Here is a 14,829-nt window from a genome sequence, read left to right as displayed (position 1 = left end):
TTTACTGCAACACTGGTTGAATTGCAAAATTAGCAAATAGAAAATCTCACAAAGTGATGTGGAAAATAAAAATTAATTATAAAGATCAATTAAAAATCAAGAAAACAAAATAAAAGTCAAAACAAAATAGAAAAAACAAAAACAGAAAATTGGAAAAAATAAAACACTAGAAAGTATGGTGTTTAGATTCAGAAAGTCTTAACAAATAATCTGCTAAGACTTCAACATTCATATACCCCATACTCTGACAGTGTAAAAACAATATAGTAAGGAGGAATGCCTGACGCGCACAGTAATAAAAACATAGTAATCTATTAGCAAACTACTAGTAGATTATCGTATTGTTTTGCTAACAAATAAGGCACTATACCTTATAGTTTGGGCTGCTAACGTCACGTAACAAATCATGCAAGAAGAACAAACGCTGCTAGAAGCTAAAGAATTAGGATTAAAAAGATTTAGAAGAACACCATTCTCTAACGTGTCACTAAAAGTCACTCCACACAAAATTTTCGCAATATCCGGAGAGCACGGTTCAGGAAAATCAGCTTTGCTGCTTTCATTATCTGGCTATATGAAATTTACAAGTGGAAGCCTTAAAATTGTTGACGCAAACCTTCCAAGCGAAACACAAAAATCAAGGCAGTACGTTGGAATAGGAATATTCAACGGAATAAACGAATTCTACAAAACTCAGACAATAGACGAGATATTAATGAGCGAATTAAAACTCGCATTGCATTCGCCACTATTTAGGTCACAGTATAGAAACGATATTAATAATCGCGAAGCATTACAACAATACGCGTACAACGTTTTAGCATACTGGAAAGTTTGCTCACCTCGAAAAACAGAAGTAGGAGAACTAACTCCATGCGAGCGCATGAGACTAGGAATTGCTTTAGCCTTACTAAAACAGCCGTGGCTGCTTTTTGTAGACGAAATTGAGACCGAACTTACCAGCGAACAAAGCGATCTACTAATTAAAGATATCCGTTCATATGTAAGTGAACATTACTGCTCATGCCTTGTTGGAGTCTTGCAAAGTGATCTCGAAAAACAAGCTGATCAAGTCTTAAGACTCATACCAAATAATGAGAAAGCAGAAAATTCTCATACTGATTCTCAGCTTGGTGAACGTGAAGCAAATGGTGGTGAAAACAATGCGCGTTAATACTATTGCTCTTGCATTTCGTGAGCTTAACAACACGATGAAAGGAAAAGCTAGAAAATTAATAATAGGAACAGTAGCTTTAATACCACTTTTGTACGGAGCCTTATACTTATGGGCGTTCACTAATCCTTACAAAACATTAGACACTGTGCCAGTTGCGGTAGTTGTAGAAGACAATGGCGCTATGATTAACGGCAAAATGCGTAATGTTGGCGACGAAATTAAAAACCGCTTGAAAAACCAAAAAGATGGTAGCGAAGGATTCCAATGGAACTTCGTAAATTCAGACGAAGCAAGCAGAGGACTTCGTGACGGAAAATACTTTATGGTAGCAACAATTCCGTCATCATTTAGTAAGTGCATTGCTTCTGCAGAATATGGCACACCAACTAAAGCAAAACTTCACGTAAAGTATGATCAAGCAAGTAACATGCTGGCTTCGCAAATCGGTAAAACTGCTTTCCACACAATGCGAAGCGAAATCAGTGAAGCTATTGCGCAAGAATATTGGGAGAACATGTTTGCTAAAGTAAACTCCGCTTCAGATTCGCTTGGGGACGCTGTAAACGGAGCAAACGCATTACATAATGGTTCCAAGTCGTTACAGAGTGGAATAAATCAATTAGCTGACGGATCTAGCCAACTTTCGCAGTCATTACGTCAACTGCAAAACGGTTTAGGAGATTTACAAAAAGGTGCAAATACTCTTACCCAAGCTAACGCACAAAGTAAAGAAGGAGCGCAGTATCTTGCGCAAAAAACGCAAGATTTAGCAAACGGAGCGCAACAGCTAAACGAAGGAACTCAAAAATTATCTGCAGCAACGGGTGAATTTTATGAAGGTGCTCAAAAGCTTGCTTCTTCTAGTGGAGAGTTAGAAGAACACGTAAAAGCTGGAAATGCTGCAACAAAAGCGAAAATAACTAATCTTCTTATACAAGCGCAAAATCCTGCAGTAACTAAGGAAGATGTTGTATCTAATTTACAAGCTTTAGCAGAAGGATTAGGCGAAAACTCTGAACTTCTAGAAACAAATCTTTCTGCTTTAAGTGCTGGTGCTGACATGTTATCTTCTGGTAGTTTGCGCATAAAAGGTGGAGTGAATGCGCTCGCTAAAGGAATCGAAAATGTTAATGCTGGATCAAATAAATTAGCTGAAGGAGCAAATAAGCTTGCAGATGGACTTAGCAAAGTGAGCAGTGGTAGTGAAAAACTTAATAATGGTATTAATAACGCAGCTCAAGGTTCAGCGAAAATAGCGAACGGCTCGGATCAGCTTAATTCCGGCGCTAAGAAACTATCTGATAATACTCCAAAACTTGTTGAAGGAGCAAAGAAGTTACATGACGGGCTTCAGAATTCTCAAAAGTCTGGAAAAATCAACAATATTGTTCAAAAAAGTAAAGTAATGAGCGCACCGGTTGCGTTGGAAGAACACGAGTATTCGCACGTTGAAAATTATGGAACTGGTTTTGCTCCTTACTTTATTTCCATAGGACTCTGGGTCGGTGCTCTTATGGCAACGTTCGTTTTGAGAGTTATGGATAGGCGAGAAATACTTAACGGTATGAACCCGGTAAAGAGTACGCTTATTAGCCTCACGCCATTTATTATTATGGGTGTTGTGCAGACTGTGATTCTTATGGGTGTTGTTCACGCTGCTCTTAAGCTGCAAATAGATAATGTGCCTGCGTTTTACGCTGTGGGAATTATTACAGCGATAACATTTATGGCAATTATGCAAATGATAATAACTGTGTTCCACATACCTGGACGAGTTGTTGCAATCATTATTCTTATGCTGCAAATCACAAGTTCTGCTGGAACGTTCCCTGTAGAAATGACGCCAGCATTCTTTAGAGCTGTTCATCCGTACCTGCCAATGACGTACTCGATTATGGGGTTGCGTCAAGCAATGGCTGGAAAGAACAGTGGTGAAATAGTTTTCGGTATTGGAATGCTAGTGCTTTTCGGCGTAGTTGCGATTGCTATTACAAGCATTGTTGCGCGTATGAAGCGTACTGTAACAATGTTTGACTTGCATCCTGTAATAACGCTTGAGGCATAAGTTTTAGCGTAGGTGCGATATTCGATATTAAAATCCCCGCAGCTTTTATTAGTTGCGGGGATTGTTTTTGGTGAAATATGACTTTTTAGTGAAATATGACTTTTTAGTGAGATCTGACTTTAGTGAGATCTGACTTTAGAAAGTAGATGCGTAGACTTCAGCAATTGCAGACTCATCCATGTGCATGTAGGAATTCTTTAAAAGTCGCTGCTGCTCTTTAACAACGCTTGAAGCCCAGCTTTGAATCATATCCTCGCTCATGCCATACTCGTGAAGCCTGTGCTTAGGAAGAATTGTATTTAGCACTTCGTCGAGCTTATCTAATACGTCTGCCTTCTGGCATTCGAGAATATTTGCCATAAAGTCAAAAAGCTTAGAAAGCTCAGTGTTTTCTGTGCTATCGCTGTTGGCATCGTGCTTAGCATAGTATCGCAAAACGCTTGTAAGAAGAGCTGCATTCGTTTCGCCGTGAGCCACGTGGAAGGTGCCACCAAGCGGATAAGCCATAGCGTGCACGCAACCGCAGCCAGCGTTACCAAACGCAATGCCAGCGTAAAGACTTGCCGAAACCAAGTCGCCTACAACTTGGGCTTTTGCGCTACTGCCTTCCTTCACAACTCGCATATAACTTTGCAAAATAAGTCCGCAAGCTTTGTAACTAAACATTTTTGTAAGCTCGGTTGCAATAGGGGAAAGTGCGGATTCAATCGAGTGCGTAAGAGCGTCGATAGAGCTGGTTGCAAAAACGTAATCCGGTAGGCTCTTTAATAATTCCGGAATAAGAACCGCGTCCGTAGCGTAGCAGGCGTCGTTTGCCAAGCCCTTCTTTGTGTTGCGCTTAGTAAGCGAGAATACGGCAACGTTCGTAACTTCGGAGCCTGTGCCGCAAGTAGTTGGAACAAGAATAAGATTAGCGCCTTTTTGTGCATGAATCTTTCCGTCAACTAAATCCTCAAGTGGGCTTGTTTGCTTCAAAGCGCAAACCTTGGAAATGTCCAAAACAGTGCCGCCGCCGATGCCAATCACGCGCTTTGGAGTAGTGTGAATGTCGCTAACAATTGCGTCAACCATTGCGTCGCTAGGCTCACCTTTGCCGTATTTCTCTTGGAAAATAACGTCGCAATCAAGATTCAAATCGCCAAAATAAGGCTCCCAAATGTACTGGTTTGTGATAACCAGATCGCCCTTGCTGAGCTTGAATTCTTGCGCAAAATCGCGCGCGTGCTCGAACTTGTGAATAGTTGGTTTAATAGAAAGCTGCTTCATCCCAGACTCCTTTGTTTTAATCTGCATGTCTTACGCTAATATGCGCGTTGTGTGCGCGCTTTTGTGCGCGGATGATTAAAAAACCAAGCAACTGCTACATTATAGAACAGATTGCTTGGTTTAATAAATGCGATTTAAGCTAATTGCAGAAGCTAATCATCCCTTCAACAAAGCCGTGTAAGCTGCCATCGTAATGTAATTGTATGGCTGGTTGAAGTGAGGCATAAAGAAGATGTCGCACAAAGCAAGCTCCTTAATCGTGACTTTCTTCTGAATGGCCAGCGAGAACAGGTGAATTGCTGCAGACATATCGTAGTTAGAAGCCAATTGGCATCCAACAATAACCTTCGTATCCTTCTTGTAAACGATGCGAATCTTCACCTTTGGATTCTCAACTTCCATAAACGCAGGCTTTTGAGTATCCTCGAAATCAACGTAATCAACATCCATGCCCTCTTTTTGAGCGGCAGTCAAGCTCAAGCCAGTGCAAACAAGCTTGTAATCGTAGATCATCATTGCACTAGAGCCTTGCACGCCCTCGGTTTCTACAGGAGTTCCGCAAACGTTGTGACCTGCAATCAAGCCACTTCTAACGGCGTTAGTGGCGAGAGCAATGTAGTTTACGCGGTCTCGAGCGTTGTCGTAGATTGTAGCGCAGTCGCCGATTGCGTATACGTCCGGGTCGGAAGTTTGCTGCTTCTTGTCAACTAGGAAAGCGCCGTTAGCATATTGCTTTAAGTGATCTTTGCCAAGCGCAACGTTTGGATGGAAGCCAATAGCGCAAATCACCATGTCTGCATCGTAAGTGCCTTTGCTTGTTTTAACAGCCTTGACTTCAGTTTCGCCAACAATTTCTTCAACGGTTTGACCAAGCTCAAACTTAATGCCTTTATCTTCCATAATTTTCTTCAAATTATCGGAAAACTCTGGGTCAAAGTAGCCGTTAAGAATATGATCTTCCATATCGATAAGAGTTACATTCTTGCCAAGTCGCTTAAAAGCTTCCGCAAGTTCAACGCCAATGTAGCCGCCGCCAAGAACCACAACATTATGGAAATCGCGCTCTTGAAGCTTTGCAATAACAGTTTGAGCATTCTGGAAAAGCTTTACCATTTGCACGTTTTCCAAATCAATGCCCTTAATGCGTGGTTTGTTTGGAAGGCTACCAGTAGCGAGAACCAGCTTGTCGTAAGAATCGTGAATAACAGTGCCGTCTTTAAGCTCGACTGTTACTTCTTTCTTTGCGTAATCAATGTCTAAAACTTTACTTTCGAGATTTACCTTAGCGCCTTTTTTAATGAAATCTTCTGGCTTCTGATAGAACAGTCCGTCGCTGCTTTGAATCTGCTTTCCAATCCACAAAGCCATGCCGCAGCCAAGGAAGGAAATATTGCTATTTTGATCGTAAATTGTAAGATCGTTTCCTGGGTAGCTCAAAATAGTGTTAGCGCAGGCAGTGCCGGCGTGATTTGCGCCAATCTGAATGATCTTCGTCATCGGTAATCTCTTTTCGTCGTTGAATCTAGTTTTATTTTGTTTATTTCTGCTGAAATTATGGTATGTGCTGCATTAACTACTTTGTTTAATTTACGCTGCGGCGCGAACGCACATCCAATGCATAATATTATTACATGAATGTGAGTCTTACCAATTTTGATTTTGTGCGTGTTGTGTGTGGAGTGTGTGATTATTTCACAATCTGACTATAACTAATCTTTTTGCGAACATGAATTACGTAGTAGAATCCTGAAGTTTGTATACTGTTTATATACAGTGACATTCACATATGTACAGTTTTTGTGATGCGTTTTAATGTTTTAATAAAGTGAGAGTTGTATGAGGTGGTATTGTAATGCGTATTTTGATTACTGGTTTTACGCCGTTTGATAATGAGTCTATAAATCCGTCGTGGGAGATTGCGCAATCAGTGCATGCACCTGAGGGCGTGGAACTCGTTCGTTTGCAGATTCCTACGGAGTTTAACAAAGGTGCGCAAAAAGTTATTGAGAAAATAGAGGAAGTTCACCCTAATGCTGTGCTTTCGTTAGGGCAATTTGGCGGTTCTGCTTGTTTTAACGTTGAGTATGTTGGAATTAACTGTAGAGCTGCGCGCATACCGGATAATAGTGGATATAAGCCTTGGTATGAGCCTGTTGTACAAGATGGTGATGTGGCGTATAAAGCGACTTTGCCAGTTGTGAATATAGTTGAGGCTTTGAATAAGGCAAAATTGCCGGCGTCTGTGTCTTTTTCTGCGGGCGCGTACGTGTGCAATGATGTGCTTTACAGTGTTTGTCATTATTGCCAGACTAGGAAATTGCCGATTAAGAGCGGTTTTATTCACGTTCCGTATTTGCCTGAGCAAGTTCTTGATAAGCCGAGTACGAGTTCTATGAGTTTAGCTGATATGCTTTGCGGTATTGAAATTGCGCTGCAAGTAATTGCGAGTGATTGCTAGTAGTTGAAGTAAAATTAGTTAAAATGTTGCAGATTTAAGGAGAAACATGAGAAGAGAATTTTCGTTTTCAGATGCTAGGAATCTTATAAGGCTGCATAAAAATTTGCAATACAATCTTGTTTCTTTAAATAATAAACAAGATGAAGCTAGGGCGCTTCTTGAGCATGTTGCACAAAAATATATATCTAATCAAGCTATCAGAATGGCAGAAAATGTTTCGATTGTAGAAGTTAATCGTGAGAAAAAAGGTATAAGAGTATCAATTCTTAAGAATGCTGGTTTTAATAATTTTGCTGATGTATTTAAAGCATCAGTGTATGAATTATCGGCTATTAGAGGTATTAGTGAGAATGGTGCAATTGAAATAAAAAGAATTGTCGATGAAACTGTAGAAGAATTAAAAAAGAGAGTTAAACTGAAGCTTAGTTTAAGCAATAAAAGTAAAGATGTAGAAGATATCATTCGCTTTGCGTTTCTTTATAGGTATACTAGTCGGTTTACGAATGTTAGTAATAGTTTAGCTGATAAGTATTTTCCTGTTATAGAGTTAGCTTTCGAACAAGCTAAACCAGCAAAGGGATTTTTGCGATGGGCTTTTGCGTCAGATGAAAATAGACAGCGCGCAATTGAAGCTTGTAAGTTTCTTAGTGATACATTAGCTGGTGAATATGGTCAACAAGCTTATCATTCTTTAGAAAATTTAGATAAGATACGTAATTTTAGCTGTGATCCGTGGTATGAATTGCAGAAGAATCCGATTCAATGTGCGAATGTTATTGAAGATCTCGTTCCTGGGCTATTGGGAAGTGTCGACGATTTTTATGGTTTACCTGAAGGACTTGCTGGTGAAGTTAAGAAACAGCCTATATTGTCAGATGGTTTATCATGTCAACTTAGACGATACCAACAATTTGGTGTGAAATATATTCTCCACCAAAAAAGAGTGTTGCTTGGTGATGAAATGGGACTTGGTAAAACTGTTCAAGCTATTGCAGCAATGGTTTCTTTAAGAAATGAAGGTGGTACTCACTTCATTGTCATATGTCCTGCAAGCATTATTGTGAATTGGTGCAAGGAGATTAAAAGATTTAGTAATTTAAGAGTAGTTAAGGTACATGGTTCTCAAAGAGATAGAGAATTTTCGTTACAAGATTGGATAAGTAATGGTGGTGTTGCTGTTACGACTTATGAAATGACATCATATTTTAACCTACCAGATAATTTTGAATTCTCAATGATTGCTGTAGATGAAGCTCACTATATAAAAAATCCAGAAACAAAACGCTATCAGAATACAAAATTAATTCTTAATCATGCTAACAATATTCTTTTTATGACAGGAACTGCTCTTGAAAATAAAGTTAGTGAAATGGTGAAACTTATAAAATTATTGCAACCGGATATTGCTGCAGAAATTGTTGGTACAAGAAGTTTTGTTCTTTCAGATCTTTTTAAAGAGAAAATAGCTCCTGTTTATTACCGTAGAAAACGAGAAGATGTTTTATTTGAACTTCCTGAGTTAATTGAGAATAAATCTTGGTGTCAGCTTAATGCAGAAGAAGAATCTGAATACGAAAAAGCTTTGATGAGTGGTAATTTCCATGCTATTAGGCGAGTTTCGTGGAATGTTGATGATATGCGCAACTCTAGTAAGGCAAAACTATTAAAAGAAATAGTCGAAGAAGCAAAATTAGAGGAGAGAAAAGTACTTATTTTTTCTTTCTATTTGGATACTTTGCATAAAGTAGTTGATGTGTTCTCAAACAAATGCATTGGTTTGATAAATGGTTCGGTTTCACCAGAAAAAAGAATAAAGATTATTGAAGAATTTGATAATGCACCAGCTGGAAGTGTGTTGGTGTCTCAAATCATGTCTGGTGGTACCGGTCTTAATATTCAATCCGCCAGTGTGGTAGTTATATGTGAGCCACAGCTTAAACCGTCTACTGAGAATCAAGCAATTTCCAGAGCATATCGTATGGGTCAATCTAGGGATGTGATTGTCTATCATCTTTTAGCTGAAAAAACTATCGATGAAGGAATTACAAAAGTTCTTGAAAATAAGCAGGAAATCTTTAATAGATTTGCTGATGAATCTGTTGCGGCTCAAAAAGTTGAAATTGATGAGAAAACATTAGGAAAACTCGTTTATGATGAAGTTAATCGTATTAGTAAGAGCAAAGATAATGTAAAAAATGTTTCCGAAGAAATCGAGAGTAATGTCGAAAATAATACTAAGAATGAATTAGTATAAGTATTTGTTTTTATGCTCGCTCAAGTACGCGCTCAATAGCGTTATTTTGTGAAAGAAGATACACGCAATACTGGTTCATGCTTATGCCTTCAGCTTGAGATTGTTCAGCCAACTGCCTGTGTAATTCTTTAGGAAGACGTAACTTGAATTGTCCGGAATAGTCATTTAATTCATGGTAAGACGGCTCTTTTATATTGATTTTGCTTGTAAGAGCTGCTTCAAACCAAGAATGCTTAGCGTCCTGCGCATTTGCTGCTGCTTCCTGTTCGGTGTCTCCTGAACTTATGCATCCTGGCAAATCAGGGTAGTAGGACACGAATCCGCCTTCATCGGGATCCTTTACAATCTCCAGCTTATACGGTAGTGACATGTAGTAGCTGAGTGTTTTATTTGTAAGTGTTTTGGCGTTGTTTTTGTGAGTGATATTTTTGCTAATTTTATTTGTTTTAGTCATATTTGATTTCATATTTTGCTGATTTTTTAAAAGTTTTATAAAAGTATAAGTGGTGTTATATGTGGTGTCAATTGTTGATAAATGAATGTTTCTTTACTGTAAAAAGGTGGATTTACGATTGGTCTTTATGTGACGCTTCTTCTTTTGTTAGAGAATTTGGATGATAAGTCGAGTGTGCGTAGGAAGTGACACATTGATGTGCGTGTGATAATAAAAACATTAGTACATTTAAATTACACGTAATATTCGGAATTTAGTCGACATGACGATTGAATACCGATTATAGATATTATATAATCTAATCGGAATTTAGTTGATAAGACGAGTAACTTGCGGAGACGGTCTATGATTTTTAATAGAAATAGATATACAGATGCCATTATTAGAAAAAAGTGGAACGGAAGAATTAAAATAATTACGGGAGTAAGAAGGTGTGGCAAAAGCACGATATTATTTGAGCTTTTTCAAAAGCATCTGCTTGAAACAGGAACGCCTCAAAGCAATATTATTTCTATAGCGTTGGATGACGATTTAAATAAGGAGTTTCGCGATCCATATAAACTTTCGGAATATGTTCGTAATATTTGCAGTAATACCAGTGAAAAATACTATCTTCTTCTTGATGAGATACAGTTTGCAATTTCGAGTGATGAACTGAAAAAAGGCAACGAGCCAATCAAGCTGTACAGTGTTCTGAATGGTTTTCTTCACATGAAAAATGTTGATGTGTATGTTACGGGTAGTAATTCCAAGTTGCTTTCTAAGGATGTCTCCACTGAATTTCGTGGGAGAGGAGACACGATTCATGTGTATCCTTTGTCGTTTTCTGAATATTTAACATTTTCAGGTAAAGATATGCATGATGCCTACGATGAGTATATCATGTACGGTGGCATGCCTTACATGCTTAGCTTAAGTAGTGATGAAGAAAAATATTTGTATCTTAATGAGCTTTTCGAAGAAATTTATTTTAAGGATATTGAAGAGCGCTATGATATTCGTCTTCCAGGTGTACTTAGGGAACTTACGAGTAGTCTTTGTTCATCTATCGGTTCATTGACAAATGCAAGTAAAATAGCAAGAACAGTGAACAGCAGGAAGGGAATCAAAACAGACTCAGAGACAATCAGCACATATCTTTCCTATCTGACGGATAGCTTCCTATTTTCTAAGGCGGAAAGATATGACATAAAGGGTAAACGGTATTTTGATTATCCGTCAAAATTCTATTGTAGTGATGTTGGTCTTAGAAATGTTAGGCTTGGACTAAGGCAGCAAGAAGAGACGCATATTATGGAAAATGCTATATATAACGAGTTATGTGTAAGGGGATTTCTTGTTGATGTCGGGAATATAGATGTTGTAGAAGAACATAAAAATGGAAAGCGAATGCAGAAGAATTTGGAAGTAGATTTTATTGCCAGAAAAGGGAGTAAAAAATATTACATTCAATCTGCACTAAATATGGATGATGAGAACAAGGAAGCCACCGAACTCAGGCCACTAAAGGCAATAGATGATTCCTTTAAGAAAATAATAGTTTCCAAATCTTACGGGAAAAGTTGGACTGACGAAAGTGGAATACTTAGGCTGGGAATAATGGATTTTCTTATTGATGAAAATAGTTTGGACAAATAACAAGGAATAGTTGTGAACAAATATAAATTATTTTTTCTAGGATTTGTTACGCGTTAAGTAATTATTGAATAGAAAATAAAGATGAAGAATTGATTTCATTTTGATGAGCAGTTTTACCTCAAAACAGCCACTTATGTTGAAGGTGTGGTATAAAAGTCTTATGTTTTCTAAACGCGCTGTTACCATTTTTGCGGCTGCTCTCGTAACTGCTTTAGCGCTAGGTACGTTGAGTGCCTGCGAGCCGAAGGGTAAAGCCGTTGGGGATACTGGACGAGCTGGAGACATAATCCACGATGGTGTGGATATTAACGATATTCATTTACTGGTGATTGGTTCTAAGTCTGAAGCTCTTGATGATGAGCTTTTAAGACAGTGCAAAATGTACGGAATCAGTGCAGCTTATGTGTCAGTTTCAGATATTAATAATCCTAATGAGGCAGCTCAGCAAGCTATTCGTTCTGCAAGTGAGCAGCCTGTGTCAATGATATTCATAAATTCTCTTGACGTTACAAAATTAGATTCAAATTCTCAAGTATCTAAAAAATCTAAAGAAAGTGCTGTAAACAAATCGGGTGAAAGTAAAGCGTGGATTTCTGCACTGCAATACGCGCGGTATGCTGGAGTTCCAGTTGCGCTAGTTAACCCTATAAAAGCTCCTAAAGACGAAACTTTATACGCTGCAACATTGCATATGAACGATGTTGCTAACGGCATTATTTATGAAACTGATTCGTCGAATCACAATGAACATTCAGATAGTAAAAACACTAAACTTTATCCAGAACGTTCATCTTTGCTCAGCATTGTTCGCGCAATAATCGACAATACGCCACACAGTAGGGAAGTGATTGTAAATGACAAGTAGCAAGCACAACTTAACCGCAAGTTCCGTTGAAAAAGTAAGTAATTCTTGTGTCTCACTTCCTGAAGTAGAAGTTTCTGGATTGAGTGACAAAGAAGTTGCAGAGGCGGTTTCTCGCGGAGATGTGAATATTACTTCTAAGCAAACTTCGCGTTCGGTAATAGATATTATTCGCGCAAATGTGTTCACGTTATTTAATGCAATCATTTTTGTGGCGATGATAGTTGTTCTTGCCACAGGTTCATGGAAAGACGCTGTTTTTGGAGTAGTAATTTTAGTAAATACTGGTATTGGTGTTGCAACTGAGCTAAAAGCTAAACGTACGCTCGATAGTCTTTCTATATTGATCGCTGCTCGCGCAATGGTTCGTAGAGGTGGAGAAAATATCGAGATTGCGCACAAAGATATTGTGCTTGGGGATGTTTTGTGGCTTAGAGCCGGTGAGCAGGTTCCAGCTGACGTAGAAGTGTTGGAATCGTGGGGATTGGAAATGGACGAGTCCATGCTCACGGGCGAGTCTGCTACAGTACGAAAAGCGCAAGGCGATAACGTTTATTCCGGGTCTACTGCAGTTTCTGGCATGGCCTTAACGCGTGTTACTGCCGTAGGAGAGTACAGTTACGCAGCAAAATTAGCAGCACAAGCAAAGGTGTATTCTAAAACGATTTCCGATTTAAGTCGTGGAATTAATACGATTTTGAAGTATATGACTATGGTTGTGGTGCCTTTGTGTGTGTTACTTGTGTGGTCGCAAATGCATAAGGTTGGCGGATTTGTTGAAGCATGGCAGACTGGCGCTTGGCGAGGAGCCGTTGTTTCTGCTGTTGCAGGCGTTGTTGGCATGATTCCAGAAGGATTGGTGTTACTTACTTCGCTTAATTTTGCGGTGGCTGCTATGCGACTTGCGCGTAAACAAACGTTAGTTCAGGAGCTGGAATCTGTAGAAACTTTAGCGCGCGTAGACTGCTTGAATCTGGACAAAACTGGCACTATTACTGACGGTGGTATTGCATTCGTTGGCGTAGAAAATCTAGATAATAATGCAGAAATATCTTTACAAACTAACTTACAAACCAACTTACAAACTAATCAGGCTTTATTTGACTTATCTAATGAAGAAAATCCAAACGCAACAGGCGTTGCGATTATGGAAGGGCTTGGCGCTCAAGGAGTCGCAGCTAGTGCGCATGTATCTAACCGACTTCCGTTCTCATCCGCTAGAAAGTGGAGTGCTGTGCAATATGTGCAAAGTAGTGGAGAATATGAAACTTGGTATATGGGTGCTCCGGAAGTATTGCTAAGCGCGATTAATTGTGCAAATTCTAATGAACTTTTAGCGAAAGTTAATTCTTATGCTGAGCAGGGTGAGCGTGTGTTGCTTCTTGCAAAAGCAAGTAGTGTCGAAAGTAGCGTCGAAAGTAGCATCACAGACACAGATAAAACTTTTGGCGATTCTCCTACTATTTGCGCAAGTGCCCAGCCTGTTGCTTTAGTTCGCTGCTCTGAGCGTATTCGTGAAGATGCTCGTAAGACTCTTTCATGGTTCCGTGAGCAGGGTGTACGCTGCCGTGTAATTTCGGGAGATAATCCTACAACTGTTGCGGCTGTTGCTGCAAAAGTTGGGTTAACAGGAGATAGCAAACCTATTGCAATGGATGCTAGAAAATTGCCTGAAGATATTAACGAACTGGCTAAAGTGCTTGAAAATGTTGATGTTCTTGGGCGTGTGCTTCCTAATCAAAAGAAGGCGATTGTTCAGGCACTTCACACTCAAGGTCATGTTGTTGCTATGACTGGTGACGGCGTGAACGATACGTTGGCTCTTAAAGAGGCTGATTTAGGTGTTGCTATGGGCAATGCTGCTCCTGCGGCAAAAGCTGTAGCTCAAGTGGTCCTAGTTGATTCGCGCTTCTCGCATTTGCCGGATGTTGTGGCTCGCGGTAGGCAAGTGATGGCAAATATGGAACGTGTGGCTGGCTTATTCCTTGTAAAAACTGTGTATTCTGCGCTTATTTCTGCAGGAGTGGTATTGCTCGGATTGCACTTCCCGTATTTGCCTCGTCATATTACTTACATTGGTTCTTTAACCATTGGTATTCCAGCATTTTTGCTCGCTTTAGCGCCTAATACTCGTCGCTATATTCCAGGATTCTTGAAGCGTGTAGTGCGTTTTGCTGTTCCTAGCGGATTTGCAGTAGCGCTTTCCGTGCTAGCGACTGCTGTTATAGCTCCTCGAGTTTTGGGGTTAAATCTTGACGATGTTGCCGCAAATAATTTGATAGCGTCTCGTTTTATTGTTTCAAACGTGCAAGCCTTGGCAACCGCTCGCAGTATTTGTTCCGTAATCGTATTTGTCCTTGGCATACTCGTGCTTGCAAGCGTTGCTAAGCCGTTGCGCTCGTGGCGAGGAATCATGGTTGCGTTATTTGCTGCAGCTGGAGTTGCTGGAGCTTTTATACCGTTTACTGCAAAGTTTTTCGAAATTCATGTGCCAACTGCGGGAAGTGCACTTACTGTAATGACAATAGCAGTTATATTATCGGCAGTATTTTGGTTTGTATGCGTGATTTTGGCAAAACTGATAGTGCGTAAGAAATAGTGCGTAAGAAAATAAAGAAAGAATCAAAAGAATCAGAAAACTAATCTATGTGAATT

At 39.4% G+C, this 14,829-nt stretch carries 10 protein-coding genes; 7 read left to right on the top strand and 3 right to left on the bottom strand.

What is annotated here, in order from left to right:
- Positions 1 to 406 precede the first annotated feature (406 nt).
- Both ACNEUN_RS01910 and ACNEUN_RS01905 read left to right on the top strand, forming a co-directional pair.
- Positions 407 to 1,174 (top strand): ATP-binding cassette domain-containing protein, encoded by a 768-nt coding sequence (locus tag ACNEUN_RS01910; protein WP_427876631.1) that lies wholly within the window; start codon positions 407 to 409, stop codon positions 1,172 to 1,174.
- On the top strand, positions 1,164 to 3,242 hold the full coding sequence (locus ACNEUN_RS01905; protein WP_463630468.1) for a YhgE/Pip family protein: 2,079 nt from the start codon (positions 1,164 to 1,166) through the stop codon (positions 3,240 to 3,242). Before ACNEUN_RS01910 ends, ACNEUN_RS01905 begins: the two co-directional genes overlap by 11 nt.
- 135 nt (positions 3,243 to 3,377) lie before the next feature.
- Here ACNEUN_RS01905 and ACNEUN_RS01900 read toward each other — a convergent pair whose 3' ends face one another.
- Both ACNEUN_RS01900 and nox read right to left on the bottom strand, forming a co-directional pair.
- On the bottom strand, positions 3,378 to 4,508 hold the full coding sequence (locus ACNEUN_RS01900) for a 4-hydroxybutyrate dehydrogenase (protein ID WP_463630467.1): 1,131 nt from the start codon (positions 4,506 to 4,508) through the stop codon (positions 3,378 to 3,380).
- Positions 4,509 to 4,664: 156 nt separating this feature from the next.
- Positions 4,665 to 6,005 carry a H2O-forming NADH oxidase gene (nox, locus tag ACNEUN_RS01895; protein WP_463630465.1) on the bottom strand — a complete coding sequence of 447 codons (1,341 nt, stop codon included), beginning with the start codon at positions 6,003 to 6,005 and terminating at the stop codon, positions 4,665 to 4,667.
- 355 nt (positions 6,006 to 6,360) lie between these two features.
- Between nox and ACNEUN_RS01890 the strand changes: the two genes are divergently transcribed.
- Positions 6,361 to 6,966: a pyroglutamyl-peptidase I gene (locus ACNEUN_RS01890; RefSeq protein WP_463630463.1), complete on the top strand. Its 606-nt coding sequence runs from the start codon at positions 6,361 to 6,363 to the stop codon at positions 6,964 to 6,966.
- A gap of 46 nt (positions 6,967 to 7,012) precedes the next feature.
- Positions 7,013 to 9,220 (top strand): DEAD/DEAH box helicase, encoded by a 2,208-nt coding sequence (locus tag ACNEUN_RS01885; RefSeq protein WP_463630462.1) that lies wholly within the window; start codon positions 7,013 to 7,015, stop codon positions 9,218 to 9,220.
- 10 nt (positions 9,221 to 9,230) lie between these two features.
- On the opposite strand, the gene ACNEUN_RS01880 is transcribed toward ACNEUN_RS01885, so the two are convergent.
- Positions 9,231 to 9,674, bottom strand: a complete 444-nt coding sequence (locus ACNEUN_RS01880; RefSeq protein ID WP_463630460.1) for a toxin-antitoxin system HicB family antitoxin — start codon at positions 9,672 to 9,674, stop codon at positions 9,231 to 9,233.
- Positions 9,675 to 10,019: 345 nt separating this feature from the next.
- Between ACNEUN_RS01880 and ACNEUN_RS01875 the strand changes: the two genes are divergently transcribed.
- The 3 genes from ACNEUN_RS01875 to ACNEUN_RS01865 all read left to right on the top strand — a co-directional run bounded on the left by ACNEUN_RS01875 (position 10,020) and on the right by ACNEUN_RS01865 (position 14,773).
- On the top strand, positions 10,020 to 11,312 hold the full coding sequence (locus ACNEUN_RS01875) for an ATP-binding protein (RefSeq protein ID WP_463630459.1): 1,293 nt from the start codon (positions 10,020 to 10,022) through the stop codon (positions 11,310 to 11,312).
- A 160-nt stretch (positions 11,313 to 11,472) separates the two neighbouring features.
- Positions 11,473 to 12,177 carry a hypothetical protein gene (locus ACNEUN_RS01870; protein ID WP_463630797.1) on the top strand — a complete coding sequence of 235 codons (705 nt, stop codon included), beginning with the start codon at positions 11,473 to 11,475 and terminating at the stop codon, positions 12,175 to 12,177.
- Positions 12,167 to 14,773: an HAD-IC family P-type ATPase gene (locus ACNEUN_RS01865; protein WP_463630457.1), complete on the top strand. Its 2,607-nt coding sequence runs from the start codon at positions 12,167 to 12,169 to the stop codon at positions 14,771 to 14,773. Before ACNEUN_RS01870 ends, ACNEUN_RS01865 begins: the two co-directional genes overlap by 11 nt.
- Positions 14,774 to 14,829 lie beyond the last annotated feature (56 nt).

This window comes from Gardnerella sp. C0684A1, from assembly GCF_055326835.1.
The sequence above is the reverse complement of the archived record's forward strand: the minus strand, read 5'-3'. Positions and strand labels throughout refer to the sequence as shown.